A 26258-nucleotide genomic window follows, 5' to 3' on the forward strand; every position below is an offset into this window, starting at 1 on the left:
CACGTCTCTGCTTCGTGTGACATTCTCTCCTTACAGATCGGCGTCACCTGCCGGCGACATTCGGGCGCATTATCGTTTCCAATAGTGCTCCGTTATGTTTTGAGCATTCCGAATGATATGACCGGCGATTTCTGGGTCGCCGCCCTCAAAGGTCTGCGGATCGGCCCCGCATAACAACAAAAAGAGCTGTTGATGCGCGACCGCGGCAAAATAATCCCGGGGTGGTGGCTGCATGTCTGACCCGGTCGCCTCGAATGCTTCGGCGACTTCTTTGCTGGCGCGCTCAACCGCTGCATGAACACTCGCCATCATCGCCGCTTCGTTGCGTTCCAATATATCCTGAACCTGCCGTTCTGCCGGTGTCAGAACCGGACAACTCTCGCTCATTAAATGTCTCTCCTGTGGGTACAACCATTTCGCCAAGCAATATTATCGCGTGGATTGTGTCCGCTTTGCGGGAAACATAAATCTTGGTCTTGAAGTGTAGCGCGCCGGTTGACCTCCATGCCGTGCGGATCGAACAGCAATGGGCTGTCCTTTTTGCAAGCCGTTCAGCCGTGGCCGAGTGCCTTTCGAATGCAGGCGCTGAGATAGGCATATTGCAGCGGCGTTATCGTCGCCATGACTTCGGTCCGATTGGCGGGATGATCCTGATAACCCACCGGCAGATCGAATTGGGTGAAGGTGAAATCCCAGCGGACGCCATCAATGATATTGTAGAAGTGTTGCGCGCCGCTGACAGCGGTTTTCGCAATTTCGCCACCGAAAATGTCCTGAACCACCAGGGCAGTGACGCTTCCTTGCCCCCTGGCTGGATTTTCGCGCGACCAGAGGCCGCTGGTCTCGCCCGACCAGCTTCTCTTCAGGGCGTAGTACAGTCTTTCGGCATGGTCCTGCATGAAACGTCTTCTTTTCCGCAAGCATGTTTCTGTCGCGGCCGGAAAATCGGGAGGAGCGCCGCGCAGACGTTCGTGTCTGCCAGCGCTCCGTCCGGATCATTGGTGACCGTCAGTGCAAATGACGGCAGCCGTGGCCTCACTTCGCCTCGAGCAGGTCCTTGACCTCAAGCAGAACGAATTCGTTGTCATCAGCCTTGTCCAGCGCCCGCCCGGCAGAGAAAGGCAGGTTGTTGTCATTGCCGACGATGATATGCGTGGCATCGACGCGGTCGACATTCTCGATGGTGACGAAAGGCATGTCGTAGAAACCGTTGCCGCCGCCCTGGCGCTTCTTGTTATCAGGGTCGGAGATCTTCATCAGGTCGATATAGCCGATCTTGCGGGCGGCCTTGCCGACATTGGCGTCGTTGAATTCGATCTTGTAGATGCGCTTGACCTTGGCTGGGCGGGCGAAGCAGTCCGCGGTGGGAGCCTTCGGGTCGGCGCAGGCCTTGTCGGCCGTGCCGGCGCCGTTGTCGCGTTCGATGACGAGGGCAGTGGTCTCGTCCAGCATGTTGAAGTCACCGATCGCCTCGCCGCCTTCCGCCAGCGGATAAAGCCAGCTGCGACCGGTCCACTCTTTCTTGGCGGTGTCCAGTTCGATGATGCGCAGCGCGGTCGCGCCGTCTTCGGTCTTTTCTACTTGCCCGTCCGCCATATAGAGCGGTCCTTCGAGAAGGCCGTAGAGCTTTGAGCCGTCCTTGGAGAGCGCCATGCCTTCATAACCGCCGGAGCGTTTCAGGTTGAAAGCGGGCATTTTCTGAGTCGGGTTGCCAGGCAGTGTGAGAGCCGGATGGTCGGGAGACTTCACCTCGATATCGCCGGCCTTGGTGGAGATCACATCGGTCAGCTTGCCGTCGCGGGTGAATTTCAGGATATAAGGACCGAATTCCTCACCCACCCAGAAACCGTCGGCAACAGGCTGAATGGATTCGACATCGAAATCGGCGCCCGTCAGGTAGCGCTTTTCCGTGCCTTCCAGAACGATGGGGAAGGGCGATTTCATGTCGGGGTCGGAGAGAAACACGGTTTCAAGCGCATTGACCTTGCCGGCTTCCCAGTCGAACTTCAGATGGTGAAGCATCAGCATGGCGTCGCTCGAATTGAGCTTGGAGCCGAAACCGTTGTCGGAAAGGCTCCAGAAGCTGCCGTCCGGCATGGCCTTGATGCCGGAAAAGCCCTGCATGGGCTGGCCGTTGAACGGCATGGAAAGGCCTGTCAGGCGCACGCCGTCCTTGCCGGGCACGGTGCCGAGGCCTTCGGCGCGCTTGCGGTCGGCTGTGGTGAACTTGGCGGAGGTCTTGAGATGTGCCGGCGCATCGGCAGGCGCGGCGATGATGGTGTTGGCCGGCAGAATGGCATGTGAAACCAGCTTTGCCGGAAACTCCTTTTCCGCTGCCTGCGATGCGGAAGCGAGCGCGAGAACCGCGCAAGAGGCGAAAAGAACGTGCTTCATGTTGAGACCCCTCTCAGTACCTGTTGAAGACAGGATTGACGCGATAGGGGCAGCACATGACAGAGAGGTGATTGCCGTTTGAAGCCTTTGATGAATTTTGATGACGGCGGCCGCTGGCAAAGGTGACGGCGACGTTGCTCCGCCCTAAGCGGCGGGGGCCTGATACTGGCTGAGCGTGCAGACACCGAGCGTCTGACCACGACCCTTGACCGCGTGCTCGCCGAGATATTCGCTGCGCACGCCCTTGGGAAGCACCAGCTGATGGGCGAGGTCGGCGGAAATCAGCACGGGATGGCCAAGCATCTTGCTCAGCGATTCGAGTCTGGAGGTCGTGTTCACCGTATCGCCGAAATAGGTGATCTTGTGATGGTCGACGCCGATTTCCGCAGTGATGACAGGTCCGCCATGGATGGCGAAGCGCAGGCGCGGCACTTCACCGAAGCGGGAAAGCCACATGTCGCGCTTTTCCTCGATGGTCGCCTGAATATCGAAAACGCAGCGCACGCAGGCCGCGCGCCGTATCGCCCTATGGTATGGCCAGGTGATGATCGCGGCGTCGCCGATGTAATCGTCGATGACGCCGCCGTGTTTCCTGACCGGTGCGGCATAGCTCGCGAAGATTTCGCCCAGAAATTCCTGTGCCTTCAGGTCGCCATGGGTTTCGGCGAAGGAGGTGGAACCGACAAGGTCTATGAAGATGAAGACGCGGTCTTCGCTCACCGGTCTGCGATAGCGCCCGAGAATGAGGTCGATGAAGATATCGCGGCCAAGAAGTTCACGCACACGCATGATGAAGACGATGATGCCGCAGACGATGAGCGTGAAGACCAGCGTCTGTACTTCGGCATGAACGGCGCGTTTCCAGGTGCCGGGAAAGATGCCGCTCAGCCACAGGATCGTGCCGCCCAGCCCGAAGCCGCAGAAGACGAGAACGGCATAGATGACAAGACCGACGGCAATGTAAACCGGTGTCGGCAGGGCGCTGACCTGCCGCGACAGGCCGGGCATGATGTAACCGCGCTCGAAGGCGAGGATTGGCGCGCAGGCAAACAGCGCATAGGTCGCGCCGATGAGCGCGCCACCGCCATATTCCAGGAAGGCGTAGGCCACGCCGCTGCCGGCCACGGCAACGAAGAGCACCACGTAATCCAGAATGGGCAGCAATTTTCTCATGTCGATTCTTGATCTCGGGAAGGGCAGGCCCGTCGCTCCTTGCGGGCAAAGCTTCTGTTCAGGTCATATGCGACATTAATGTGGAAAAAGCGCTGGAAAAAGTGAGCAATCGGTAAGGTTGCATAAAGGATCGGAAAGCCTGTTGCCCGGTTGCCGCAACGGGCGGGGCCCGCACCCCGCCTAAGTTGATATCGTATAATCGATGGCTTCACCCTATTTTGTCGCCCGACGCGCTGTCGGGCGATTCGGGTGTTCGGCCAGCGCCATTCAGATGCAGCGCTAGCGAATGAGGCGATACACTGTATGAGAAGGTCGCGGAAGGAGCGAGCGTTACGACTCGTTCGCCGCAACCTCTACCGCCTCGACCTTCTTGCCGGCAAAACGCAGGGCGACCTCACCATTGATGAGCTTCAGCGCCACATTGCCGAAAAGCTCCCGCCGCCAACCGGTCAGTGCTGCCACCGTTGCCTTTTCGCCCTCGGCGGCGATCTTGTCCAGATCGTCGCTATTGGCGATGACCTTGGCGGCGACGCCGTGCTTGTCAGCCGTCAGCTTCAGCAGAACCTTCAACAGTTCCACGGCAGCGCCCGAGCCTTCCGGCGCGTGGCTGTGACGCGGTGCCTTCGGCATTTCTTCTTTCGGCAGCGCCAGCGCCGCATTCACCGTCTCGACGATGGCGGTGCCTGAGGCGGACCGTTCCCAGCCCTTGGGAATGGTGCGAAGCCGCGACAGCGCCTCGGCATCCTTCGGCTGCTGCTGGGCGATTTCGAAGATCGCATCGTCCTTCAGCACGCGCGAGCGAGGCACGTTGCGGGAGCGCGCCTCCCGCTCGCGCCAGGCGGCGACGAATTTCAGGATGGCAAGCTCGGTCGGCTTGCGCAGGCGCGATTTCAGCCGCAGCCAGGCATCGTCGGGATGCATGTCATACGTGTCGCGAGACTCGAGAATATCCATCTCTTCGGTCAGCCACAGCGAGCGGCCTTCACGCTCGAGCTGGGCTTTCAGCGAGAGATAGACATCCCGCAGATGGGTCACGTCGGCCAGCGCGTAATCCAGCTGCTTTTCGGTCAGCGGGCGGCGGCTCCAGTCGGTGAAACGCGAGGATTTGTCGATCTGCACGTTTTTGATCTTCTGAACCAGCTGGTCGTATGAGATCGAATCGCCGAAACCGCAGACCATGGCGGCGACCTGCGTGTCGAAGATCGGATGCGGAATAAGCCCGCCGAGATGGTAGATGATTTCGATGTCCTGTCGCGCCGCGTGGAAAACCTTCACGACGTCGGGATTGGCCATCAACTCGAAAAGCGGCGTAAGATCGAGGCCCTTCGCCAGCGGATCGACCAGCACCTCGAGAGTCGGGCTTGCCATCTGCACGAGGCAGAGTTCCGGCCAGAAGGTGGTTTCCCGCAAAAATTCGGTGTCGATGGTGATGAATTCCGATTTCGCCAGTTCCGTGCAGGCCTCGGCGAGGGCGGCAGTCGTTTCAATCATTGCAAATGGCCACTCGTGAAAATTATCCGTCTTACTTTCCCTTTGCCGGGCGCATGTCAATACAAAGCCCGTTTTTGAAGGCCTAACGATCGTTTTTCTCCGGCGGATTGGGCTCCGACCCATTCTTTTTAGGTGGTGCGGGTGCGGCGAGCTTCTGGAAATAGGCCGAGGTGCGCAACAGCGAACTGAAACGCCAGTTCCTCTCCTCAAGCGGAACGCCCTCGCGCACCTGCAGCCGATATATGGTGTAGGCGATGAAAACGATCTGGATCGCGGCGGTATAGCTGAACAGCGCTTTCGGCCCGAAATGATCGATGAGGACGGAGGCGAGAAGCGGCCCGACCGTCGCCCCGACAGACCAGAAGAACAGCAGTCCGGCTGACATCATCGCATGTTCGCCTTCCCTGGCGTGGTCGTTGCCATGCGCCGAACTCAGCGAATAAAGCGGCAGGGCGAAGGCGCCGAAGATGAAGACGCCGATGATATTGCTCCATTCATCAGTACCGGCGAAGAAAGCGAGAAACAGCCCGACGATGACAGAGGCGGCCGTGGTGGCGAGAATGATGATGCGCCGGTCATACCGATCGGAGTAAACGCCGAGCGGATATTGCAGCACCACACCGCCAATAATGCCCGCACTCATGAAGGTGGCGATGGCGGTGACGGAAAAGCCGATCTGTTCGGCATAGATCGGGCCAATGTTGCGGAAGGCCGCCATGCTGAGGCCGACCGCCACGCAACCGACGACAGCAAGCGGGGAGATTCGCCAGACGGCGAAAAGGTTGAAGGGAATCTGCTTCGGCGGGGCAGGGTTGGATTTGTCGGCAAGCGAGATCGGCACCAGAGACAGCACCAGCGCTATCGCGATCAGCGAAAACACCACCGGGCCTTCGACACCCATCACGGCAATGACATATTGCGCCAGCGTCACGGAGCCGAGATCAACGAAACGATAGATGGAAAGCGTGCGCGCGCGATTGGAATTCGTCACCTGGGCATTGATCCAGCTTTCGATGGCCGCAAAAAGACAGGCGACGGCAATGCCGATGACGAAACGCATCAGCATCCAGAATAGCGGGTGGATGATGAGCGGCATGGCGATCGAAGCGGCCGAGGCGACCGCTGCCATGGTCGCGAAGGTTCTGATATGGCCGATCTTTCGCAGAAGCCGCGTCACCGAAATGCAGCCGAGTGCGAATCCGATGCTGTAGGCGGCGCTGATGACGCCGATGGTGCTGGCGGAAAAACCTTCGGAGATGCCGCGCAGGGCAATATAGGTTCCCTGCAGGCCGTTGCCGCCGATCAGGATGCCGGCGGTGACGAGAAGCGGGATGAGGGGTCTGATCTGGCTCATTGCGGGCCGACTCGGTTTGGCGGGCTGAATATGCACTATCTAAAGCCAAGGCGGGGGAAAGGACAGGCTGAAGGCGACATTGTTGCGCTTTGCCTTGACAAATCGGGCTGGCCATGCGCTTTTCCGGCAAATTTCGACAGTGCCGCCCATCTGGCCTCCAACGGGCCCACGACACGTTCCAGGATAAAAAAATGCATCGTTACCGCAGCCACACCTGTGCCGCTCTCCGCAAGTCCGACGTCGGCGAAACCGTTCGCCTTTCCGGTTGGGTTCATCGCGTGCGAGATCATGGCGGCGTTCTCTTCATCGACCTTCGCGACCATTACGGCATCACCCAGGTGGTTGCCGATCCTGACAGCCCGGCTTTCAAGGTTGCGGAAACCGTGCGCGGCGAATGGGTCATCCGCATCGACGGCCTCGTCAAGGCGCGTTCGGAAGACACCGTCAACAAGGGCATGGCGACCGGCGAGATCGAACTTTACGCTCAGGAGATCGAGGTTCTCGGCGTCGCCAAGGAACTGCCGCTGCCGGTCTTCGGTGAGCCTGACTATCCGGAAGACGTTCGCCTGAAGTACCGCTTCCTCGACCTGCGCCGCGAAACGCTGCACAAGAACATTGTCAAGCGCACGCAGATCATCTCCGCCATGCGCACCGGCATGGCCGATGCCGGCTTTGCCGAATATACGACGCCGATCCTCACGGCCTCCTCGCCGGAAGGTGCACGCGACTTCCTCGTGCCGTCGCGTATTCATGAGGGCAAGTTCTTCGCGCTGCCGCAGGCGCCGCAGCAGTACAAGCAGCTTCTGATGGTGGCGGGTTTCGACCGTTACTTCCAGATCGCGCCGTGCTTCCGCGATGAAGACCCGCGCGCCGACCGCCTGCCGGGCGAATTCTACCAGCTCGACGTCGAAATGAGCTTCGTGACCCAGGAAGATGTCTGGACCACGATGGAGCCGATGATGACTGCCGTCTTCGAAAAGTTTGCCGAAGGCAAGCCAGTCACCAAAGAGTGGCCGCGCATTCCCTATGATGAAGCGATCCGCAAATACGGCTCCGACAAGCCGGACTTGCGCAACCCGATCGTCATGCAGGCCGTGACCGAGCATTTCGATGGTTCGGGCTTCAAGGTCTTCGCGAACATGATCGCCTCCAACCCGAAGGTTCAGGTCTGGGCAATTCCGGCCAAGACCGGCGGTTCGCGCGCATTCTGCGACCGCATGAACGCCTGGGCGCAGTCTCAGGGTCAGCCCGGCCTCGGTTACATCTTCTGGAAGGAAGAGGACGGCAAGGTCGGCGGTTCCGGTCCGCTCGCCAAGAACATTGGCGAGGAACGCACCGAGGCGCTGCGCCAGCAGCTCGGCCTCGAGGCAGGTGATGCCTGCTTCTTCGTCGCCGGAGATCCCGCCAAGTTCTACAAGTTTGCCGGTGAGGCGCGCACCCGCGCCGCCGATGAACTGAACCTGATCGATCGCGACCGCTTCGAAATGTGCTGGATCGTCGACTTCCCCTTCTTCGAATACAACGAAGAAGAAAAGAAGATCGACTTCGCCCACAACCCCTTCTCCATGCCGCAGGGTGGTCTGGAAGCGCTGGAAGGGCAGGACCCGCTCTCCATCAAGGCCTTCCAGTACGACGCCGTCTGCAACGGCTTCGAAATCGCCTCCGGTTCGATCCGTAACCAGTCGCCCGAGTTGATGGTCAAGGCTTTCGAAAAGGTTGGCCTGTCGCAGACCGACGTTGAAGAGCGCTTCGGCGGTCTCTACCGCGCCTTCCAGTATGGCGCGCCTCCGCATGGCGGTTGCGCTTTCGGTATCGACCGTGTGGTCATGCTGCTGGTCGGTGCGAAGAACCTGCGCGAAATCACGCTGTTCCCGATGAACCAGCAGGCGCAGGACCTCCTGATGAACGCGCCGTCGCCGGCAACGCCGACGCAGCTTCGCGAACTGGCGCTGCGCGTCGTTCCATCCAAGAAAGACTGATCGTGTTGAAGACGCTGCTCGACCGTGTTCGCGCAGCCTTCACCCGTGCATTGGCGGCCGCACTTGCGGCCGCTTTTGCGTTCTGGGTCGCGCATCGCTGGCTAGGCCATCCGCAACCCGTCTTCGCGGCGATCAGCGCGCTCATCTGTTTGGCGCCGGGAATTCCAAGCCATGTTCGTCAGGGCCTCGGCTTGATGGTGGGCGTCACCGTCGGCATTCTCGTCGGGGAAATAGCCCTCCTGGTTCCGCATGATTTCGCCGAAATCAGGCTGGCCTCGGCGACCTTCATCGCCATGATCCTCGCCTCCATGTTCGGCCTGCCGCCAGTCGTACCGATACAGGCTGGTGCTTCCGCCATGCTCGTGCTCCTCATGGGGCCGCAGGTTGCCGGCCTTGTCCGCTTCATCGACGTGATCGTGGGTGTCGCGACCGGTGTCACCGTAGCGCTGGTCTTCTTTCGCGAGCGGCTGAAACTCTAGCCGTCACCACTGGTGGATGAGGAATTTTCCGTCTTTTTCTCGCGAACGCGGCAAAGACACAATTTTACCGCGAGTCGAACCCACTTCCGCACATAATCAGCCGAAATCCGATCCCAGTATAGCCCTGCGTCCACCAGGAGGATGCAAGTCTAACGCAGATTTTAAACTTGGGACGGCGGCGACCGAACGTTGAATCCGGTTCGCGCGATAATATTGGTAAGGATTTCAGAATGGTTCATCAAACGGAAAAAGACCCTGCCATCGCGGCCGGGCATATGCATCCGGCCACGCACCGCACTCATTTCGCGGCCGGGCTGCGCTCGCCGGGCGCGAAATTTGTCATGATCGGCTTCATTTCGATGGTCTTGCTGGTGCCGCTCCTGCTGGTCTGGGCATTGACGGAAGAACGCGCCTCTCGTGCACAAGAGGTATCCGGACGGATCGCCCATGGATGGGGTGGCGATCAGGTGGTGAATGGACCTTATCTTGCCGTGCCCTTCGATGTGGAACGCCGCCGCGAGGTCAATGGCCAAAGCGTCGTTGATCGTGTGACGGAATGGGTGCTTGTCATGCCGGAAACACTAAAGGTCACGGCTGATCTCAAGGCCGAGGAAAAGCAGCTGTCGATCTATAGCTTGCCCGTTTATAAAGGCGATCTCGCGCTTGCCGGTCGCTTTGGTTCCGGCATCCTGACGGATCTCGCCCGTTTTGCTGGCGCGCCCCGTCTCGATAACGCCGTCCTGGTTCTCAATATCGCTGACATGACAGGCATCCGGTCCAGCGCAGGCGTCCGGATAGACGGCGGGCCCGTTCTGCCATTTGATCCCGGCATGCGGGACATGTCCGCAACGGCAACGCATGGCGACCCGCAGGCGCGAATGATGTCCGATGCCGGAGTGCATAGGCAGATTGACAGAGGCCTCATTGAAACCGGCTTTGCCTTCGATATTGCCTTTTCACTGAACGGGTCGGGCAGTTTCGCCGTCGCGCCGGCAGGTCAGACGACGAGTTTTGCCGCAAAAGCCAATTGGCCACATCCGGGTTTCGAAGGCCTGTTTTTGCCGGAGGAAAAAACGATCACCGCCACGGAGTTCAGTGCCAGTTGGACCAATTCCGTATCTCGCACGGGGCTTGGATCGGGTTGTTGAAGGCCCGCGATTGCCGCTCTCCAACAGTCTGATGACAATCAATCTCGTAGAGCCAGTGAAATTTTACCAGATCATCGCGCGGACACTGAAATATTCGATCGGGTTCATCTCTCTCGTTTTCCTTGCCGTCTTTATCGTCGAACTCAAGGGCGGCACCATCGTGCACTGGCTACAATATGTGCTGACAGGGCTGGCGCTGATCGTTTTTTATGTACTTCTCCTGGCGCTTTCGGAGCACACGGGATTCACCATTGCTTATGTCGCCGCCGCACTTTCAACAGCGGTCCTGATCTCCTTTTATCTCGGCAGCGCAACCCGTAGCCGAAGGAACGGCATTGCCCTGTTCGGCGTGCTCTCACTCGCCTACAGCGTCATGTATCTGGTGCTGAATGAAGATGAATATGCGCTGTTGGCCGGCGCGGTAATCTCGTTCATCGCCATAGCCGCCACAATGTTTGCGACGCGCCGCGTTGACTGGTCGGGAGCGGGCACTGCAGGTGAGGGCAGGATAATCGCACAGGGCGAAACGGCCTGAGCGCCACTGCCGCCCCCAAAAGCGGGACGCAAGCTGCGACCCACTTTTGGCGTTGATCGTGAGATAAGTTATCGGGAGCTGACGACATTCCCGGATGTTAATTGAGCACAAAAGGAAAGCCCCGGTGCAATGGACCGGGGCTCTTTCGTCTTATTCGTTTGCCGTCACCGTGACGCCGAGCATTTTCGGCAGGGTGTTCGGCGCGCCCATGGCAGCGCCCATGATCATGGGGAAAGGGACCGGCTTTTCCGGCGCTGCCGTGATCGAGAAGTTCTTCGGATCGTCGATATAGGTGTTGATCGCCGCCGACACCATGTTCTGCAATTCGGGAACGTTGAGCGAGGCCATCATGATCGGCGCCATGCCCTTGATGGTCTGTGCAAGCTGGTCGCCCGTCATACCCTGCTGGCTCGCTGCATAATCGATCGCGCGCTTGGTGATGCTGGCGTCTTCGAAGCTGATCTCGGCGTTGACGAAGGAGAGTTGCTGCATCAGGCCGAGCATGGCAAGGCTCGCGGCCTGGTCTGCCTGTTCCTTGTTCGGGTTGGCGGCCTGCGCCTTCACCGTTTCCTGCATCGACTTGATGAAGGCGAGCGTGTAGCCGGAGAAACCGAACGACATGTTCAGGCGGCCGACATCATCGAGGTCGATCGCGTATTCCTCGACATCGACAGTCCCGGAAGCCACTTCCCAGCTGCCGCTCATGGTCATGTCGCCGGAAAGCGCCTGCAGCTTCAGTTTTTCGATTGCATCCTTGGTGGCGGGGTCGGTGACGTCGCTGAGGTCGGCCTTGAAGCCGGAGGCGTCAAGGTCAAAGCCGATCGAATTCTTGTCGTCGCTCACCGACATCGTCGCACTGGTTTCCTCGAGCGAGAAAGCCTGCTTGCCGTCGACGGACACGGAAATCGGGCCGCTATGGGCTTCGTCGTAGAGCATCAGCGCATCGACCGTGCCGGTGGTGGCATCAGCGGGGATGACGAGGCCGGACATGTAGATGTCGCTGGCCTTGATCTCGACCTTGTCCTGCTTGTAGTCGATATTGTCGAAGCGGGCGTTCTTGATCTTGTAGCCGCCGTTGTTTTCCTCGACGCCATCAAGCGTGATATTGCCAACCGGGATTTTCTTGGCCGGGTCGGCAGCGGCACTGAGGGTCACGTCGTTCAGCGTCACCGTCGAGCCGTTGACGGCGACGGAGCCTGCATCAATTTGACCGCCCTGCGCGGCATAGGCCGCATTGATCTTCTTCAGCACATCCCCACCATCCAGCGCGAAAGCCGGCGCGGAAAGGGCAAGAAGCGCGGCGCTCGCAAAAAGAACCTGCCGGGTGGATTTCAGTCTCATGATGTTTCTTCCCTCAACGTACGGCTGCAAACCGAGCCTTAATGCTAATGGTGATACTTATATTCGCTGATAATCAAAGGTCTAGGGTATTTAGATCGATTCCCATGACGGCGGCATTGCGGCATTTGCAGCGCGGTTAACAAAAAACCGCATGGAAGGGCTGGTTTCATCCACAGCCGCGACCCCTGTGTTTCTTGCCGGGAATCGCCATTTCCGCTAGTCAAGCACCATGGGAAAAAATCTTGTACCTCCGTCCGGCGGAGACGATAATATTCATCCGGTCGATTTGAAGGCGGCGCTCGAAGAGCGCTACCTCGCTTACGCCTTGTCCACGATCATGCATCGTGCGCTGCCGGATGTTCGCGACGGCCTGAAGCCGGTCCATCGCCGCATTGTCTATGCGATGAGCGAAATGGGCCTGAGACCCAATTCCGCCTTCCGCAAATGTGCCAAGATTGTCGGTGAGGTGATGGGTAACTATCACCCCCACGGCGACCAGGCGATCTATGATGCGCTGGCGCGTCTGGCGCAGGATTTCTCGCTGCGTTATCCGCTGGTCGACGGGCAGGGCAACTTCGGTAACATTGACGGTGATAGCCCCGCCGCCATGCGTTACACCGAAAGCAAGATGACGGCGGTGGCCGAGCTTCTGCTGGAAGGTATCGGGGAAGACGCGGTCGATTTCCGCGACACCTATGACGAATCCAATTCCGAGCCCGTGGTATTGCCCGGCGCTTTCCCCAATCTGCTGGCGAACGGTGCTTCCGGCATCGCTGTGGGCATGGCGACGTCGATCCCGCCGCACAATGCGCATGAACTGTGTGACGCGGCGCTTTACCTCATCAAGCATCCCGATGCGACCGTTGAAAAGCTGGTGGAATTCATTCCCGGTCCCGACCTGCCGACCGGCGGCGTGATTGTTGAAAGCCGCGAGAATATTCTTGATGCCTACAAGACGGGACGTGGCGGTTTCCGCGTGCGCGCCAAGTGGGAAACGGAAGATTTGGGCCGTGGCGGTTATCAGATCGTCATTACCGAAATTCCGTTCCAGGTGCAGAAATCGCGGCTGATCGAAAAGATCGCCGAGCTGCTGATCGCGCGCAAGTTGCCGCTTCTGGAGGATGTCAGAGACGAATCCGCCGAGGATGTGCGTATCGTTCTGGTGCCGAAGAGCCGCACCGTCGATGCGACGCTGTTGATGGAATCGCTCTTCCGTCTCTCCGATCTTGAGAGCCGCCTGCCGCTCAACATGAACGTGCTGTCGCTCGGCAAGGTGCCGAAGGTGATGGCGCTGAACGAGGTGCTGACGGAGTGGCTGGCGCACCGCAAAGACGTGCTGGTCCGCCGCTCGCGCCATCGTCTGGCGGCAATTGATCGCAGACTGGAAATTCTGGGCGGCCTGCTCGTCGCTTATCTTAATCTTGATGAGGTGATCCGCATCATCCGCGAGGAGGATGAGCCGAAACAGGTGATGATGGCGAAATGGTCGCTGACGGACCTGCAGGCCGAATCCATCCTCAACATGCGGCTGCGCAACCTGCGCAAGCTCGAGGAATTCGAAATCCGCAAGGAATTCGACGAACTGACGAATGAGAAGGCCGAGATCGAAGCGCTGATCGCCTCTGATGACAAACAGTGGCAGACAATCGCCTGGGAAATCGGCGAGGTCAAAAAGAAATATGCCAAGGCGACCGAACTCGGCCGCCGTCGCACGCAGTTTGCCGACGCTCCGGATGCCGATATCGAGGCCATTCAGCAGGCGATGATCGAGAAGGAACCGGTCACCATCGTTATCTCGCAGAAGGGCTGGATCCGGGCGCTGAAGGGTCACATGTCCGACACCTCGACCCTGACCTTCAAGGAAGGCGACGGTCCAAAGCTTGCCTTCCCGGCGCAGACGACCGACAAGCTGCTGCTGCTGACGACGGGCGGCAAGGCCTATACGCTTGGCGCCGACAAGCTGCCGGGCGGACGCGGCCATGGCGAGCCGATCCGCATCATGGTCGATATGGAAAACGATCAGGATGTCCTCACCGCCTTCGTGCATGATCCGTCGCGCAAGCTGCTGCTCGTTTCGACGGCCGGGAACGGCTTCGTCGTGGCGGAAAGCGAAATGGTCGCGAATACCCGCAAGGGCAAGCAGATCATGAACGTATCCATGCCCGATGAGGCCAAGCTTGCGGTTCCCGTTACCGGCGACCACGTCGCTGTCGTCGGCGAAAACCGCAAGCTCCTGGCGTTCCCGCTGGCGCAGATCCCGGAAATGTCGCGCGGCAAGGGCGTGCGCCTGCAGCGTTACAAGGATGGCGGCGTCGTGGATGTGAAATGTTTCGCGCTGGCCGACGGCCTTAGCTGGTCCGACACGGCCGGGCGTCTCTTCAACAAGGTGGGTGAAGAACTGCGCGAATGGCTTGCCGACCGCGCCACCGCCGGCCGCACCGTGCCGAAGGGCTTTCCGCGCAGCGGGAAATTTGGTGGGTAAAGCCGCCTGGTATTGACAGGTTATCGATGAAGCGCCGCGCATCGGAAAGATGTGCGGCGTTTCTGTCTATTCGAGTGGGATGACGTGGTCCTTGAGGAACAGATATGCGCCGTCCTCATCGATCTCACCTGCCGCGACATCAAGAACAAAAGCCACGATCTCCGCTTGTTCGGCAACGACTTCAAGTCGGTTGATAAAAAGGAAGGTGTAGGCGGCAAGAAAAGCGGTCCGTTTGTTACCGTCGGAAAAGGGATGGTTGCGCGCTATACCGTAAAGATAAGCGGCGGCGAGTTTCAGCGGTTCCTCTTCTCCATAGGCAGCTTTGTGCAATGGACGCGCCAAAGCTGCCTCGAGTGCGTTTTCATCCTTAAGGCCCGGCAAGCCACCATGTTCGGCTAATTGCTCTTGATGTATAACTTCGATGGCGACACGGGAGAGCCACTTTATATTGCTCACTTAGCGAGTTCTCTCAGAGCTTTATGGTATTTTTTCATACCACGCCGGGCGGCTTCAAGCTGTTCTTTCATTTCCGCATGCTCGGGAATGAGTTCGATATTGCCGGCAGTTTCTCTGAGTTCCAGCGCGTCGCCGGCCTTGAGACCCATGCGATCCAGAACTTCCTTCGGAATGAGGATGCCTTCGGAATTGCCGATTTTGCGGATCGTAATGTTCATGGTAGTAACTCCTGTTATAACAGTGGTTATAACATGGCTGAAATTCGTACACAATGTACGATTTCCGGAGGTTCTCGGTATGACACTTCCAAACGCGGGTTACTTATCTTCCGGCGTATAAACCTCCCACCCGCGCGGCGTCAGATGCTCCTGCGGGTGGTAGCGGGTCTTATAGCCCATCTTTTCAGAGCCATCGACCCAATAGCCGAGATAGACATGTGGCAGGCCGAGCGCACGGGTGCGGGTGATATGATCGATGATCATGTAGGTGCCAAGCGAGCGCTTCTCGAGTTCCGGGTTGAAGAAGGAATAGACCATCGACAGGCCGTCGCTCATCACGTCGCTGAGCGCCACGGCGAGAAGCTCGCCGCGTTTGCTGGAATCGATGCCGGAGCCGGGCTCGCGGACGCGGTATTCGATGATGCGGGTGTTCACATGTGTGTCTTCCACCATGATCGCATAATCCAGCGCCGACATGTCGGACATGCCGCCAGACTGGTGGCGGTGGTCGAGGTAGCGGCGAAACAGGGCAAACTGTTCGGTGGAAGGCTCGGCCGCATGCACCGTGGCGACGACATCCTTGTTGGCGGCAAGAACGCGTCGCATCGATTTCGTGGGTTGAAACTGCTCGGTCAGGATCCGCACGGAAACACAGGCGCGGCAGTTTTCGCAGGCCGGACGATAAGCGATGTTCTGCGAGCGCCTGAAACCGCCCTGGGTCAGAAGGTCGTTCATTTCCGAGGCGCGCGGGCCAACCAGATGGGTGAAGACCTTCCGCTCCATCTGGTTCGGCAGATAGGGGCAGGTGGCCGGCGCCGTAAGATAGAATTGTGGAGAGGGCGTCGCCTGCGTGTTCATCGAACCGTGATCGCCTCCTGCGTCTGTTATAAAGCGCGCCGCGATTTCACGGGGCTGACGGCGGCGCTTCAAGCGACATGCATAATGTCACAGAATGGCAAAATGACGGAAAACGTCAACTGCGGGATGAGGTATTTGGCGGGGTGAAAGCCACGTTTCCGTGGCTTTCCGTAATATTAGCGTGTTCTGACGATGACGGTGCCGAGCAGGAAGTCGTGAACGAGGCGCGAGCGCTCCGTAAACAGGCCGGCAAGCAGGATCAGCGGCGTCAAAACCGAGTTGATGATCCAGAAAAGCACGATGTGAACGGTGGACAGCAGGAAATCGATTCGCCGCCCGTCCATGCGCGCCATCGCAATACCCATCGCCCGCATACCGGGGGTGGCCTGCGACGGGCCTCCGAGCGTCATGCCGAAATAGAGTACCGCCACAATGACGAACAGCGCCGGGTAGAGGAAGAGGCCGAGACCCAGCGTGATCACGCCAAGAAAGAAGACAATCACGGCGGCCGGGATGCACAGGAGGAGAACGATTGCGTAATCGATCAGGAACGCGAAGACCCGCCGGCTCAGGACGCCGCTATAGGCGCGCCAGTCATCCGGTGCGGCATAGGTGGGGTTCTGGTCGAGGCTCATCGGTCGTTTTCTCCTGAAAGAACTGACAGCTCGGCATGAGTGCCGTGTCAGCAACAATATGGGTAAGGAACCACCGAATACAATAAGCGCTGGCCTTAGCCCCTGTTGAGTTTGCGTGCGGCTTCGATGGCGAAATAAGTCAGAATGCCGTCGCAACCTGCACGCTTGAAACAGAGAAGCGTTTCCATCATCACCCGCTCGCCGTCGATCCAGCCGTTCATCGCCGCAGCCTTGATCTGCGTATATTCGCCGGAGACCTGATAGGCGAAGGTCGGCAGGCCGAAATTCTCCTTCAGCCGCCAGCAGATGTCGAGATAGGGCAGGCCGGGCTTGACCATCAGCATGTCCGCGCCTTCTTCCACATCGAGCGCCGCGTCGCGGATGGCCTCCATGCCGTTGGCAGGGCTAATGTAATAGCTTGCCTTGTCGCCCTTCAGCAGGCCGGCTGTGGAAATCGCCTCGCGATAGGGGCCGTAATAGCCGGATGAGAACTTTGTCGCATAGGCCATGATCCCGACATTCTGGTGCCCGGCCGCATCAAGGCCGCGGCGGATGGCGCCGATACGGCCGTCCATCATCTCAGAAGGAGAAATAATGTCCGATCCGGCTTCCGCTTGCAGGATCGCCGCCTTGACGACCTGTTCCACGGTCTCATCGTTGACGATCTCGTTGCCGCGCAGAATGCCGTCATGCCCGTGGCTGGTGAATGGGTCGAGCGCCACGTCGGTGATCATGCCAATATTGGGAACGGCTTTCTTGACGGCGGCAGTCGCCTGATTGATGAGGTTATTGGCCTCAAGCGCGTTCGAGCCGGTCTCGTCCCGCAATTCCATCTCGACATTCGGGAAGGTGGCGATTGCCGGAATGCCGAGATCGGCGGCTTCCTTCGCCGCTTCGACCAGTCTGTCGACGCTCATGCGGTTGACGCCAGGCATCGCCGGAATGGGCTCCAGAATATTGCTGCCCGGCACGATGAAGACCGGCCAGATCAGGTCGTCCACAGTGAGGCGGCTTTCCTGTACCAGACGGCGCGTCCAATCCGCCTTACGATTGCGACGCATGCGGCGATGGCCGGTGATCTCGTCGACCAGGTGGGTTTTGTCCTGCATGTCAGAATGTCCTTCGATCAAATTTGGAAGGCTGCATACCATGAAGCGCGGCGCATGCGAATGCGACAATCTTCCCTCATTGCCGTCCGGCAATGACGATGATGCTTTGACAAGGCAGGCGGCGGAATTCAATATGGGCTGGTCGCCCGTTCGTCGAGACCGTATCTTCCGGCCATGGAACCTGATTCTCAACCTCTGCCGAAGCGCCCGCTCACTGAAATCCTGTTTCTGGTCTTCATGAGGCTGGTCGCGGTTTCGTGTTTCTGGTTCGGGCTGCAATATTGGGCAATGCTGACGGGCTATTCTCTGGGCGGTCACGGCAGGTTCGATATGCTGAACCTGCCCTGGCGTGTGGCCGGCAGCGCGCTTGCCGTCATTTTCCCGGTCGCGGCCCTAGGCCTTTGGCTCGGCGCCTCCTGGGGCGCTGTCATGTGGGTGATGGGCGCGGGCACGCAGATCGCGATGTACAAGGTGTGGCCCCACATCTTCGGCGCTAACACGCTGGTGCCCGTCATGCACGGTCTGGTGGCAACCATTTATATACTATTCCTGGTCGCTTTCTGGCTGGATCAGCGCCAGAATGAAGAACGCGCAAGAATTGATTTACCATAAGAATAAAGCAATTCGGCCTGATCTGCGACCGAATTTCATATCTAACCCATTGATTTATAACGATCGCCTGTCAGGCATTCCCGCTTCGCCACAAGTTGGGGCCTCCAGGCAAAATGCAGGTAACCATTTGTTAATCGTAGCTTTTAAGTAGAATTTTATGCGCATTGATTAGGTTCTCACTCAAGGCGGGAGACAAACAAACACACCGCCAAACAAAACAGTGAGGCAGTCATGATCAATAGCAAAGTTAAGCCCCAGGCCGTTGTTGCCGATGCACATGAAGATACCATCCGCTCGCTCTACATGGAGTCGCTGCATCTGGTGGAACGTCTCCACCGCCGTCTCCTCGATGTCATCAAGGATGAGTTCGACCGTCAGGGTCGCGATGACGTCAACGCCGTTCAGGCCTTGCTGCTGTTCAACATCGGCAATTCCGAACTGACCGCCGGCGAGCTTCGTTCGCGTGGTTATTATCTCGGCTCGAACGTTTCCTACAACGTCAAGAAGCTGGTCGACCTTGGTCTCATCAACCACCAGCGCTCTCGCGTCGATCGCCGCTCGGTTCGCATCAGCCTGACCGAAAAGGGCCAGGAAATCGCCGAAACGGTTGCCCGCCTTTATGAACGCCACGTCGGCTCGATCGAAAAGGTCGGCGGCATCGGCACCGGCGAGTTCTCCGAAATGAACAAGCTGCTGCAGCGCCTCGATCGCTTCTGGAACGACTCGATCGCTTACCGCCTGTAATACCGCGACGGTTTCACTGTTTAGGCCGGGGGCATTCTTGCTCCCGGCCTGCGGATTCGGCGGCTACATCTCTGCCGTTTTTCATGTCAAGCCCAACCTGCAAAGCTCGTAGGAGCCCTGTTTTGTGGGGCATACACAGCTTCGTGAGAAATGGCCCGTGACACGAATTGGCCATATTGATATGGGACCCGCAAAGCTTGAGGAGCCGGCTGTTTCTCCTGCTGTCGCGGCAAGTCCCGACCGTTCTGCCAGACAATAGCGCCCAGGCGATGGGTGTCGAGTATTCCAGGCCGGCAGGCACGTTGTACGTGTTTGTTAATCATATTGATTTAGGCATTATAGAGAATGCCGAATAGAGTGGCTGGTAGGTAGAATGACAAAGACATCCGTTTCCAATTCCGTATCGCGCCGCACGCTTCTGCGCTCGGCCGTTTCCGCTGGTGTCGCCGCGCTCGCTGCGCCGGCCTTGGCGCAGGACGCGCTTAACGATCTCATGGGTTCCTCGCGCCGCGGCAACTGGGATGACCAGTTCGACGCCAATACGTCGCGTTCGGCTGTGGGCGTCGTTTCCAACAATCCGGTCCTCGGCCGCGAAGCCCCCGTCTATATGCAGCAGGCGATCATGCAATATCAGCAGATCGTGCAGAACGGCGGCTGGCCGGAAGTTCCGGCGTCGCAGCAGCGTCTGCAGATCGGCGTCTCCGATCCCTCCGTTCAGGCACTGCGCCAGCGACTGATGGTATCGGGCGACCTGCCGCGTGAAGCCGGCATTTCCAGCGCCTTCGACTCCTATGTCGATGGCGCGCTGAAGCGTTTCCAGGCCCGTCATGGCCTTCCGGCTGACGGCGTCAGCGGCGAATACACCACCAAGGCTCTCAATGTGTCCGCGCAGATTCGTCTCGCGCAGCTGCAGACCAACCTCGTGCGCATCCAGTCCATGTCCGGCGATCTCGGTCAGCGTCACCTGATGGTGAACATTCCGGCCGCCGCCATTGAAGCCGTTGAAAACGAACGCGTCGTGCTGCGCAACACTGCCGTTGTCGGCCGCGCCAGCCGTCCGACGCACGTTATCAATTCGAAGATTTACGAAGTCATCCTCAACCCCTATTGGACCGCACCGCGCTCGATCGTCGAGAAGGACATCGTGCCGCTGATGCAGAAGGATCCGACCTATCTGGAGCGGAACAACATCCGCCTTATCGACGGCAAGGGACAGGAAGTCTCGCCGACCACGGTCGACTGGTTCGCGCCGAAAGCGCCGAACCTGATGTTCCGCCAGGACCCCGGCAAGATCAACGCCATGTCCTCGACGAAGATCAACTTCCACAATCCGAACAACGAATACATGCACGACACGCCGCAGCAGGGCCTGTTCAACAAGCTGATGCGCTTCGAGTCCTCCGGTTGCGTCCGCGTGCAGAACGTGCGCGACCTGACGTCGTGGCTGCTGCGCGATACGCCCGGCTGGTCGCGCCAGGAAATGGAACGCGTCATTGCCTCGCGCGTCAACACGCCGATCAAGCTCGCACAGGAAGTGCCCGTCTACTTCGTCTACATCACCGCATGGTCGGCGAAGGACGGCGTGGTTCAGTTCCGCGACGATATCTACGGCAAGGACGGCAATGCCGAACTGGCGCTGAACACGACGGCGGGCATGGAACAGCCGGCCGGTGCCGTGGACGACGATCTGCTGCCGCGCAACTGATCGGGCTTTTGCAATAAGCTTTGAATTGTGAGCGAGGGGAGAGGTGATCGCCGGAAACCGGCCAGTCCCTCCGCCGTCATCCTCGGGCTTGTCCCGAGGACCCAATCACCTATCGTAAAATAGAGCATTGCAGATCCTCGGGGCCATCCCGAGGATGACGCAGGTGCGCGGCTTGGCCGCGCATCATCGCAGCGCCGCCTTTAAGTTTCCGTCGCGCTCTGCTTTTCCTGAAAACAACTGCCACTTTTCGTCGCGACGTCGCAGTTTGATGGGCAAATCTCGCTCTCCGTATTGCTCTTGTTCGGGCAGGGCGCTAAGACGCCATCGCATTACTGTTTCAGGAGCCTTCACCATGTCGAACACAGATGCTTTCTTCTCCAGTCCGCTTGCCGATGTCGACCCGGAAATTTTCGGCGCGATCGAGAAGGAACTGGGCCGCCAGCGCCACGAGATCGAACTGATTGCCTCGGAAAACATCGTTTCCCGTGCCGTGCTCGAAGCACAGGGTTCGATCATGACGAACAAATATGCGGAAGGTTATCCGGGCAAGCGTTATTACGGCGGCTGCCAGTTCGTCGACATTGCTGAAGAACTCGCCATCGAACGCGCCAAGAAGCTGTTCGGCGTCAACTTCGCCAACGTTCAGCCGAATTCCGGCTCGCAGATGAACCAGGCCGTGTTCCTCGCGCTGCTGCAGCCGGGCGACACCTTCATGGGTCTCGATCTGAACTCGGGAGGTCACCTGACGCATGGTTCCCCGGTCAACATGTCCGGCAAGTGGTTCAACGTCGTGTCCTACGGTGTGCGCGAAGGCGATAACCTGCTCGACATGGACGAAGTGGAGCGCAAGGCCAAGGAACATAAGCCGAAGCTCATTCTCGCCGGCGGCACCGCCTATTCGCGCGTGTGGGACTGGAAGCGCTTCCGCGAAATCGCTGACGAAGTCGGCGCTTACCTCATGGTCGACATGGCTCACATCGCCGGTCTCGTGGCTGGTGACCAGCACCCGTCGCCATTCCCGCACTGCCACGTCGCGACCACGACCACGCACAAGTCCCTGCGCGGCCCGCGCGGCGGCATGATCCTCACCAACGACGAGGATCTGGCGAAAAAGTTCAACTCCGCCGTCTTCCCCGGCCTGCAGGGCGGCCCGCTGATGCACGTCATCGCCGCCAAGGCTGTTGCCTTCGGTGAAGCGCTGAAGCCCGAGTTCAAGGATTATGCCGCACAGGTCGTGAAGAACGCCAAGGCGCTGGCCGAAACCCTGATCGAAGGCGGTCTAGATGTCGTTTCCGGCGGCACCGACAACCACCTGATGCTGGTCGACCTTCGCAAGAAGAACGCCACCGGCAAGCGTGCGGAGGCAGCCCTTGGTCGCGCCTACATCACCTGCAACAAGAACGGCATTCCCTTCGACCCGGAAAAGCCCTTCGTTACCTCTGGTGTCCGTCTCGGCACGCCGGCCGGCACGACGCGCGGTTTCAAGGAAGCGGAATTCCGCGAAATCGGCAAGCTGATCGTTGAGGTTCTCGATGGTTTGAAGGTCGCCAATTCGGATGAAGGCAATGCCTCCGTCGAGGCTGCGGTGCGTGAAAAGGTCGTCGGCCTGACGGACCGTTTCCCGATGTATCCGTACATGTAAGGAAAGAAGACGATGCGCTGCCCATTCTGCGGTTCCGAAGACACACAGGTCAAGGACTCGCGTCCGGCGGAGGACAACACCTCCATCCGCCGGCGGCGCATCTGCCCGGATTGCGGCGGCCGCTTTACGACCTATGAGCGCGTGCAACTGCGCGAACTGATGGTCATCAAGAAAAGCGGCCGCAAGCTTCCTTTCGACCGCGAAAAGCTGGTGCGGTCCTTCGAGATCGCGCTGCGCAAGCGACCGGTCGATCGTGACCGGATCGAACGGGCCGTATCAGGTATAGCCCGTCGCCTCGAAAGCTCCGGCGAGACGGAAATTCCCTCGGAAGAAATCGGTCTTCAGGTTTTGGAAGCACTGAAAAGCCTCGATGACGTCGCCTTCGTTCGTTATGCTTCGGTCTATCGCGATTTCAGCCATGCCGAGGATTTCGAGAACGTGATTGCCGAAATCAACGCCAAGATCGCGCGCGATACCGACGCTGGAGCATAGACGTGATGAGCCGTGCCGATGACGAAAGGTTCATGGCGCGGGCCATCGAGGTTTCGCTTCGCCACCAGGGCCAGACGCTGACCAACCCCTCGGTCGGCTGTGTTCTCGTCAAGGACGGACAAATCATCGCCGAAGCCGTGACCGCCATCGGCGGACGCCCCCATGCCGAACGCCAGGCGCTGGAACTGGCCGGCGAGGCGGCACGCGGCGCAACGGCCTATGTCACGCTCGAACCCTGTTCACACTGGGGCAAAACCCCGCCCTGCGCCAACGCGCTGGTGGAATATGGCGTTGCCCGTGTCGTGGTCGCGGTGGACGATCCGGACGAGCGCGTCTCCGGCCGTGGTTATCAGATATTGCGTGATGCTGGTATCGTGGTGGAAACCGGTCTGCTGCGTGCCGAAGCCCAACGGGCGCTCGCCGGTTACCTCACAAGACAGGTGAAAAAACGCCCGCATGTGATTCTGAAGCTTGCGGTTTCTGCTGACGGAATGATCGGCAGGCAAGGTGAGGGGCAGATTGCCATTACCGGCCCTGAGTCACGCCATGCAGTGCACCAACTTCGGGCGCGCTGCGACTGCATTCTCGTTGGTATCAGGACCGCTATCGCGGATGATCCTGAGCTGACCGTGCGCATTGCCGGTCTGGAAAACCGCTCGCCTGTGCGGATCGTGCTGGATCGGCAATTTGAATTGCCATTGACGTCGAAACTGGTGCGGAGTGCGCGGGAAGTTCCGGTGGTGGTTGCCGCCTTACCCCCCTCTGCCCTGCCGGGCATCTCCCCCTCAAGGGGGGAGATCGATGGAGCGCTGCTCCGCCCTGCATCGACGGCTGGAGAGGGTGCGTCTAGGGCGCAATTTGACCGTGCGGACAGCCCCTTGCCAATCTCCCCCCTTGAGGGGGAGATGCCCGGCAGGGCAGAGGGGGGTAACCTCGACCTCCGCCGCCAACTCCTGACCAACGCCGGCGTCGAAATCCTCGAAGCCCCTACGCTCGAAAACCTCCTCCACATCCTTGCCGAAAGCGGCATGTCGGAACTTCTGGTCGAAGGCGGCGCCTTTGCCGCAAAATCATTCCTTGAAGCTGGATTGGTGGATCGTATCATGCTGTTTGAAAGCCCCGTCATGATCGGCAAGGGCGGCATTGAAACGCCGCTCAGCCGTGCCGACATCAAGGGCGACTATGCTCTGATCAGTGAAACCGCCTACGGGCCGGATCGCTGCTTCAATTATGAAAGGCCGATTTGATGTTTACCGGAATTGTCACCGATGTCGGAACCGTTTCCGAACTGGAGGCCTTGGCCGAGGGTGTCCGCCTGCGCGTGGCGACCAATTACGATCCCAAGACCATCGATATGGGCGCGTCCATCTCCCATGGCGGCGTCTGCCTGACGGTGACGAGACTGCCTGATGATGGCAGCAATGAGCGCTGGTACGAGGTCGAAGCATGGGAAGAGGCCTTGCGCCTGACGACGATCGCCAGCTGGCAGAAGGGCACGCACGTCAACCTGGAGCGGGCGCTCAAGATCGGCGATGAGCTTGGCGGTCATATCGTCTCCGGCCATGTGGACGGCAAGGCGGAAATCCTGTCGGTCGAGCCGGAAGGCGAGGCGGTGCGTATCCGCCTGCGCGCGCCGGAACATCTGGCGAAATTCGTTGCCCCCAAGGGCTCCGTGGCGCTCGACGGCACATCGCTCACCGTGAACGCCGTTGATGGCACCGATTTCGACGTTCTCCTGATCCGGCACACGCTTTCCGTCACCACCTGGGGTGAGCGCCAGCCGGGCGATTTCGTCAATTTCGAGGTCGACACCATGGCCCGTTACGCCGCGCGGCTTGCGGAATTCCCCTCGGCGTAATGTGACGATGCTTTGGAGAGGAGGACGCACCGACGCCTCCTCCGTCATTCCGGCCTCGAGCCGGAATCCAGTCAGCTCAAGTCTTTGGGCTGAAAGAACTTTTCCCGCCGCGCAGACGCGCGTCGACTGGATTCCGGCTCAAGGCCGGAATGACGGAAAGGGGAGTGGTCAACACCTGAAATCGCGGCCTATAGCAATTGTTCTCAAGCACCCGCTTCCGATGAAGCTGGAAACGCTATAGGACTTTTTGGCCGTTTGAAATCGACCGCGAGCCAAACGGGGTAGGGGAATACATCATGCCGTCGTTTGAACTGTTGAGTGCCTTTTTCGTCACCACAGCCCTGTTTGCCTATATCCCCGGCCCCGCCATGCTGTATGCGGCGGCGCAGACCATGGCGCGGGGCCGGTTTGCCGGGTTGATGGCAGTGCTCGGCATCCATGTCGGCTGCTATGTCCACATCTTCGCCTCTGCGGCCGGTCTCTCGATGCTGTTTCAGGCGGTGCCATGGCTTTATCTAGCGGTAAAGCTCTGCGGCGCGCTTTATCTGGTCTGGCTCGGTTTTTCGATGCTGCGCAGCAAGATGGAAGGCGAGGCGGTCAATCTGACCATCGAGCCGAAATCGGCACGCCGCGCCTTCATCGACAGCATCATCGTTGATGTACTCAACCCGAAGACAGCGCTGTTCTTTCTGGCTTTCCTGCCGCAATTCGTCGATCCGGCCGCCGCCTTTCCCGTCTGGCTGCAGTTCCTGATCCTTGGCATCGCCGTCAATTTCATTTTCTCCTCCGCCGATCTCGTCGGCGTGCTTCTTGCGGGCGCGATGATCGGGCGCTTGAAGCGTTCCAGCGCGGTGCAGGTGTTTGCCCGCCGCGCTGCCGGAACGGTGCTGATGGGGCTCGGCGTCCATCTCGCTTTCCAGAAAACCTGATTCACGGGGAGCCGCGCCGGGAGCGCAAAACCCGGCCAAATGCCCTGCAAACGCGGCCGCTTGCGCCGCCGACACATGAAATTACTTGCCAAAAACGGCCAGCCGTGGTTTGACCGCCGCAAATGCCGGTATGATCCGGCGTCAAGCTTTTCGGGAAAATCCCCAGGAACCCTCACATGTCCAAACCCCATCTTCTTATCGTGGAAGCACGTTTTTACGATGATATGGCCGACGCTCTTCTCGAAGGCGCGAAGTTCGCGCTTGATGAAGCCGGCGCCACCTATGACGTCATCACCGTTCCCGGCGCGCTCGAAATCCCGGCCGCCATCGCCATGGCGCTGGATGGCGCCGACAATGACGGCACCGAATATGACGGTTTTGTCGCACTCGGCATGGTCATTCGTGGTGAGACCTATCACTTCGATATCGTCGCCAACGAATCTTCCCGCGCCCTGATGGATCTGGCCGTCAGCGAATCGCTGCCGATCGGCAACGGCATCCTCACCGTCGAGAACGACGAGCAGGCCTGGGCGCGCGTGCGCCGCTCCGACAAGGACAAGGGTGGTTTCGCTGCCCGTGCGGCGCTCACGATGATCGAGTTGAAGAAAAAACTGGGTGGCTGAA

The 26258-nt window shown here is 59.3% G+C and carries 26 protein-coding genes; 14 read left to right on the top strand and 12 right to left on the bottom strand.

Annotated features, from left to right (window positions below):
• Positions 1-69: 69 nt before the first annotated feature.
• The 6 genes from QE453_RS14660 to QE453_RS14685 form a co-directional block, all read right to left on the bottom strand.
• A complete protein-coding gene (locus tag QE453_RS14660) occupies positions 70-387 on the bottom strand; it encodes a hypothetical protein (RefSeq protein ID WP_072494276.1) in 318 nt (105 codons plus the stop codon).
• A 164-nt stretch (positions 388-551) separates the two neighbouring features.
• Positions 552-899: a hypothetical protein gene (locus tag QE453_RS14665; RefSeq protein ID WP_004441141.1), complete on the bottom strand. Its 348-nt coding sequence runs from the start codon at positions 897-899 to the stop codon at positions 552-554.
• Positions 900-1035: 136 nt separating this feature from the next.
• The gene (locus QE453_RS14670; RefSeq protein WP_153775403.1) at positions 1036-2394 is read right to left on the bottom strand and encodes an esterase-like activity of phytase family protein; all 1359 of its coding nucleotides are present in this window, start codon (positions 2392-2394) and stop codon (positions 1036-1038) included.
• A 144-nt stretch (positions 2395-2538) separates the two neighbouring features.
• On the bottom strand, positions 2539-3567 hold the full coding sequence (locus tag QE453_RS14675) for an adenylate/guanylate cyclase domain-containing protein (protein ID WP_004441145.1): 1029 nt from the start codon (positions 3565-3567) through the stop codon (positions 2539-2541).
• 330 nt (positions 3568-3897) lie between these two features.
• Positions 3898-5058: a ribonuclease D gene (gene rnd / locus QE453_RS14680; protein ID WP_278067351.1), complete on the bottom strand. Its 1161-nt coding sequence runs from the start codon at positions 5056-5058 to the stop codon at positions 3898-3900.
• Positions 5059-5140: 82 nt separating this feature from the next.
• A complete protein-coding gene (locus QE453_RS14685; protein ID WP_309777344.1) occupies positions 5141-6412 on the bottom strand; it encodes an MFS transporter in 1272 nt (423 codons plus the stop codon).
• 191 nt (positions 6413-6603) lie between these two features.
• Here QE453_RS14685 and aspS point away from each other — a divergent pair, with 191 nt between their 5' ends.
• The 4 genes from aspS (at position 6604) to QE453_RS14705 (ending at position 10553) form a co-directional block, all read left to right on the top strand.
• The gene (aspS, locus tag QE453_RS14690) at positions 6604-8391 is read left to right on the top strand and encodes an aspartate--tRNA ligase (protein ID WP_004441151.1); all 1788 of its coding nucleotides are present in this window, start codon (positions 6604-6606) and stop codon (positions 8389-8391) included.
• Positions 8392-8393: 2 nt separating this feature from the next.
• Positions 8394-8870, top strand: a complete 477-nt coding sequence (locus tag QE453_RS14695) for an aromatic acid exporter family protein (RefSeq protein ID WP_022555974.1) — start codon at positions 8394-8396, stop codon at positions 8868-8870.
• Positions 8871-9100: 230 nt separating this feature from the next.
• A complete protein-coding gene (locus QE453_RS14700) occupies positions 9101-10018 on the top strand; it encodes an inner membrane CreD family protein (RefSeq protein ID WP_309777345.1) in 918 nt (305 codons plus the stop codon).
• Entirely contained in the window at positions 9966-10553 is a 588-nt protein-coding gene (locus QE453_RS14705; RefSeq protein WP_309777346.1) for an inner membrane CreD family protein, read from the top strand. Before QE453_RS14700 ends, QE453_RS14705 begins: the two co-directional genes overlap by 53 nt.
• 150 nt (positions 10554-10703) lie before the next feature.
• Here the strand turns inward: QE453_RS14705 and QE453_RS14710 are convergent, their stop codons facing one another.
• Positions 10704-11894, bottom strand: coding sequence for a hypothetical protein (locus QE453_RS14710; protein WP_309777347.1), 1191 nt, complete (start codon positions 11892-11894; stop codon positions 10704-10706).
• Between the two features lie 229 nt (positions 11895-12123).
• Here QE453_RS14710 and parC point away from each other — a divergent pair, with 229 nt between their 5' ends.
• Positions 12124-14376, top strand: a complete 2253-nt coding sequence (gene parC / locus QE453_RS14715) for a DNA topoisomerase IV subunit A (RefSeq protein ID WP_309777348.1) — start codon at positions 12124-12126, stop codon at positions 14374-14376.
• A 66-nt stretch (positions 14377-14442) separates the two neighbouring features.
• On the opposite strand, the gene QE453_RS14720 is transcribed toward parC, so the two are convergent.
• The 5 genes from QE453_RS14720 to hemB all read right to left on the bottom strand — a co-directional run bounded on the left by QE453_RS14720 (position 14443) and on the right by hemB (position 17652).
• Positions 14443-14832: a type II toxin-antitoxin system death-on-curing family toxin gene (locus QE453_RS14720; RefSeq protein WP_004441159.1), complete on the bottom strand. Its 390-nt coding sequence runs from the start codon at positions 14830-14832 to the stop codon at positions 14443-14445.
• Complete coding sequence (locus QE453_RS14725; protein ID WP_309777349.1) at positions 14829-15050, bottom strand: AbrB/MazE/SpoVT family DNA-binding domain-containing protein; 222 nt, start codon at positions 15048-15050, stop codon at positions 14829-14831. The genes QE453_RS14720 and QE453_RS14725 overlap by 4 nt, the downstream gene beginning before the upstream one ends.
• A 99-nt stretch (positions 15051-15149) precedes the next feature.
• Positions 15150-15908, bottom strand: a complete 759-nt coding sequence (locus tag QE453_RS14730) for an arginyltransferase (protein ID WP_004441164.1) — start codon at positions 15906-15908, stop codon at positions 15150-15152.
• Between the two features lie 176 nt (positions 15909-16084).
• Positions 16085-16543, bottom strand: coding sequence for an RDD family protein (locus tag QE453_RS14735; protein WP_309777350.1), 459 nt, complete (start codon positions 16541-16543; stop codon positions 16085-16087).
• Positions 16544-16638: 95 nt separating this feature from the next.
• Entirely contained in the window at positions 16639-17652 is a 1014-nt protein-coding gene (gene hemB / locus QE453_RS14740; protein WP_006700199.1) for a porphobilinogen synthase, read from the bottom strand.
• A gap of 174 nt (positions 17653-17826) precedes the next feature.
• On the opposite strand from hemB, the gene QE453_RS14745 reads away from it, so the two are divergent.
• The 9 genes from QE453_RS14745 to ribH all read left to right on the top strand — a co-directional run bounded on the left by QE453_RS14745 (position 17827) and on the right by ribH (position 26257).
• Complete coding sequence (locus QE453_RS14745) at positions 17827-18264, top strand: DUF6163 family protein (protein ID WP_006700200.1); 438 nt, start codon at positions 17827-17829, stop codon at positions 18262-18264.
• Between the two features lie 234 nt (positions 18265-18498).
• Entirely contained in the window at positions 18499-19008 is a 510-nt protein-coding gene (gene ldtR / locus QE453_RS14750) for a transcriptional regulator LdtR (RefSeq protein ID WP_026363448.1), read from the top strand.
• 373 nt (positions 19009-19381) lie between these two features.
• Entirely contained in the window at positions 19382-20713 is a 1332-nt protein-coding gene (locus tag QE453_RS14755; protein ID WP_004441170.1) for a murein L,D-transpeptidase, read from the top strand.
• 352 nt (positions 20714-21065) lie between these two features.
• Positions 21066-22355, top strand: coding sequence for a serine hydroxymethyltransferase (gene glyA / locus QE453_RS14760; RefSeq protein WP_207589061.1), 1290 nt, complete (start codon positions 21066-21068; stop codon positions 22353-22355).
• Between the two features lie 12 nt (positions 22356-22367).
• A complete protein-coding gene (gene nrdR, locus QE453_RS14765; protein ID WP_003512508.1) occupies positions 22368-22847 on the top strand; it encodes a transcriptional regulator NrdR in 480 nt (159 codons plus the stop codon).
• A 2-nt stretch (positions 22848-22849) separates the two neighbouring features.
• Entirely contained in the window at positions 22850-24094 is a 1245-nt protein-coding gene (gene ribD, locus QE453_RS14770; RefSeq protein WP_113488285.1) for a bifunctional diaminohydroxyphosphoribosylaminopyrimidine deaminase/5-amino-6-(5-phosphoribosylamino)uracil reductase RibD, read from the top strand.
• On the top strand, positions 24094-24705 hold the full coding sequence (locus QE453_RS14775; protein ID WP_022555984.1) for a riboflavin synthase: 612 nt from the start codon (positions 24094-24096) through the stop codon (positions 24703-24705). Before ribD ends, QE453_RS14775 begins: the two co-directional genes overlap by 1 nt.
• Positions 24706-25001: 296 nt before the next feature.
• Complete coding sequence (locus tag QE453_RS14780) at positions 25002-25634, top strand: LysE family translocator (protein WP_112765715.1); 633 nt, start codon at positions 25002-25004, stop codon at positions 25632-25634.
• A 176-nt stretch (positions 25635-25810) separates the two neighbouring features.
• Positions 25811-26257 (top strand): 6,7-dimethyl-8-ribityllumazine synthase, encoded by a 447-nt coding sequence (gene ribH, locus QE453_RS14785; protein ID WP_004441178.1) that lies wholly within the window; start codon positions 25811-25813, stop codon positions 26255-26257.
• Position 26258: the final 1 nt, after the last annotated feature.

The organism is Agrobacterium sp. SORGH_AS_0440 (genome assembly GCF_031453135.1).
GTDB classification, from domain to species: domain Bacteria; phylum Pseudomonadota; class Alphaproteobacteria; order Rhizobiales; family Rhizobiaceae; genus Agrobacterium; species Agrobacterium pusense.

Coding starts and splice junctions, on each gene's coding strand:
- QE453_RS14660 (WP_072494276.1), bottom strand. CDS start 387: ATGAGCGAGAGTTGTCCGGTTCTGACACCGGCAGAACGGCAGGTTCAG.
- QE453_RS14665 (WP_004441141.1), bottom strand. CDS start 899: ATGCAGGACCATGCCGAAAGACTGTACTACGCCCTGAAGAGAAGCTGG.
- QE453_RS14670 (WP_153775403.1), bottom strand. CDS start 2,394: ATGAAGCACGTTCTTTTCGCCTCTTGCGCGGTTCTCGCGCTCGCTTCC.
- QE453_RS14675 (WP_004441145.1), bottom strand. CDS start 3,567: ATGAGAAAATTGCTGCCCATTCTGGATTACGTGGTGCTCTTCGTTGCC.
- rnd (WP_278067351.1), bottom strand. CDS start 5,058: ATGATTGAAACGACTGCCGCCCTCGCCGAGGCCTGCACGGAACTGGCG.
- QE453_RS14685 (WP_309777344.1), bottom strand. CDS start 6,412: ATGAGCCAGATCAGACCCCTCATCCCGCTTCTCGTCACCGCCGGCATC.
- aspS (WP_004441151.1), top strand. CDS start 6,604: ATGCATCGTTACCGCAGCCACACCTGTGCCGCTCTCCGCAAGTCCGAC.
- QE453_RS14700 (WP_309777345.1), top strand. CDS start 9,101: ATGGTTCATCAAACGGAAAAAGACCCTGCCATCGCGGCCGGGCATATG.
- QE453_RS14710 (WP_309777347.1), bottom strand. CDS start 11,894: ATGAGACTGAAATCCACCCGGCAGGTTCTTTTTGCGAGCGCCGCGCTT.
- parC (WP_309777348.1), top strand. CDS start 12,124: ATGGGAAAAAATCTTGTACCTCCGTCCGGCGGAGACGATAATATTCAT.
- QE453_RS14725 (WP_309777349.1), bottom strand. CDS start 15,050: ATGAACATTACGATCCGCAAAATCGGCAATTCCGAAGGCATCCTCATT.
- QE453_RS14730 (WP_004441164.1), bottom strand. CDS start 15,908: ATGAACACGCAGGCGACGCCCTCTCCACAATTCTATCTTACGGCGCCG.
- QE453_RS14735 (WP_309777350.1), bottom strand. CDS start 16,543: ATGAGCCTCGACCAGAACCCCACCTATGCCGCACCGGATGACTGGCGC.
- hemB (WP_006700199.1), bottom strand. CDS start 17,652: ATGCAGGACAAAACCCACCTGGTCGACGAGATCACCGGCCATCGCCGC.
- QE453_RS14745 (WP_006700200.1), top strand. CDS start 17,827: ATGGAACCTGATTCTCAACCTCTGCCGAAGCGCCCGCTCACTGAAATC.
- QE453_RS14755 (WP_004441170.1), top strand. CDS start 19,382: ATGACAAAGACATCCGTTTCCAATTCCGTATCGCGCCGCACGCTTCTG.
- glyA (WP_207589061.1), top strand. CDS start 21,066: ATGTCGAACACAGATGCTTTCTTCTCCAGTCCGCTTGCCGATGTCGAC.
- nrdR (WP_003512508.1), top strand. CDS start 22,368: ATGCGCTGCCCATTCTGCGGTTCCGAAGACACACAGGTCAAGGACTCG.
- QE453_RS14775 (WP_022555984.1), top strand. CDS start 24,094: ATGTTTACCGGAATTGTCACCGATGTCGGAACCGTTTCCGAACTGGAG.
- QE453_RS14780 (WP_112765715.1), top strand. CDS start 25,002: ATGCCGTCGTTTGAACTGTTGAGTGCCTTTTTCGTCACCACAGCCCTG.
- ribH (WP_004441178.1), top strand. CDS start 25,811: ATGTCCAAACCCCATCTTCTTATCGTGGAAGCACGTTTTTACGATGAT.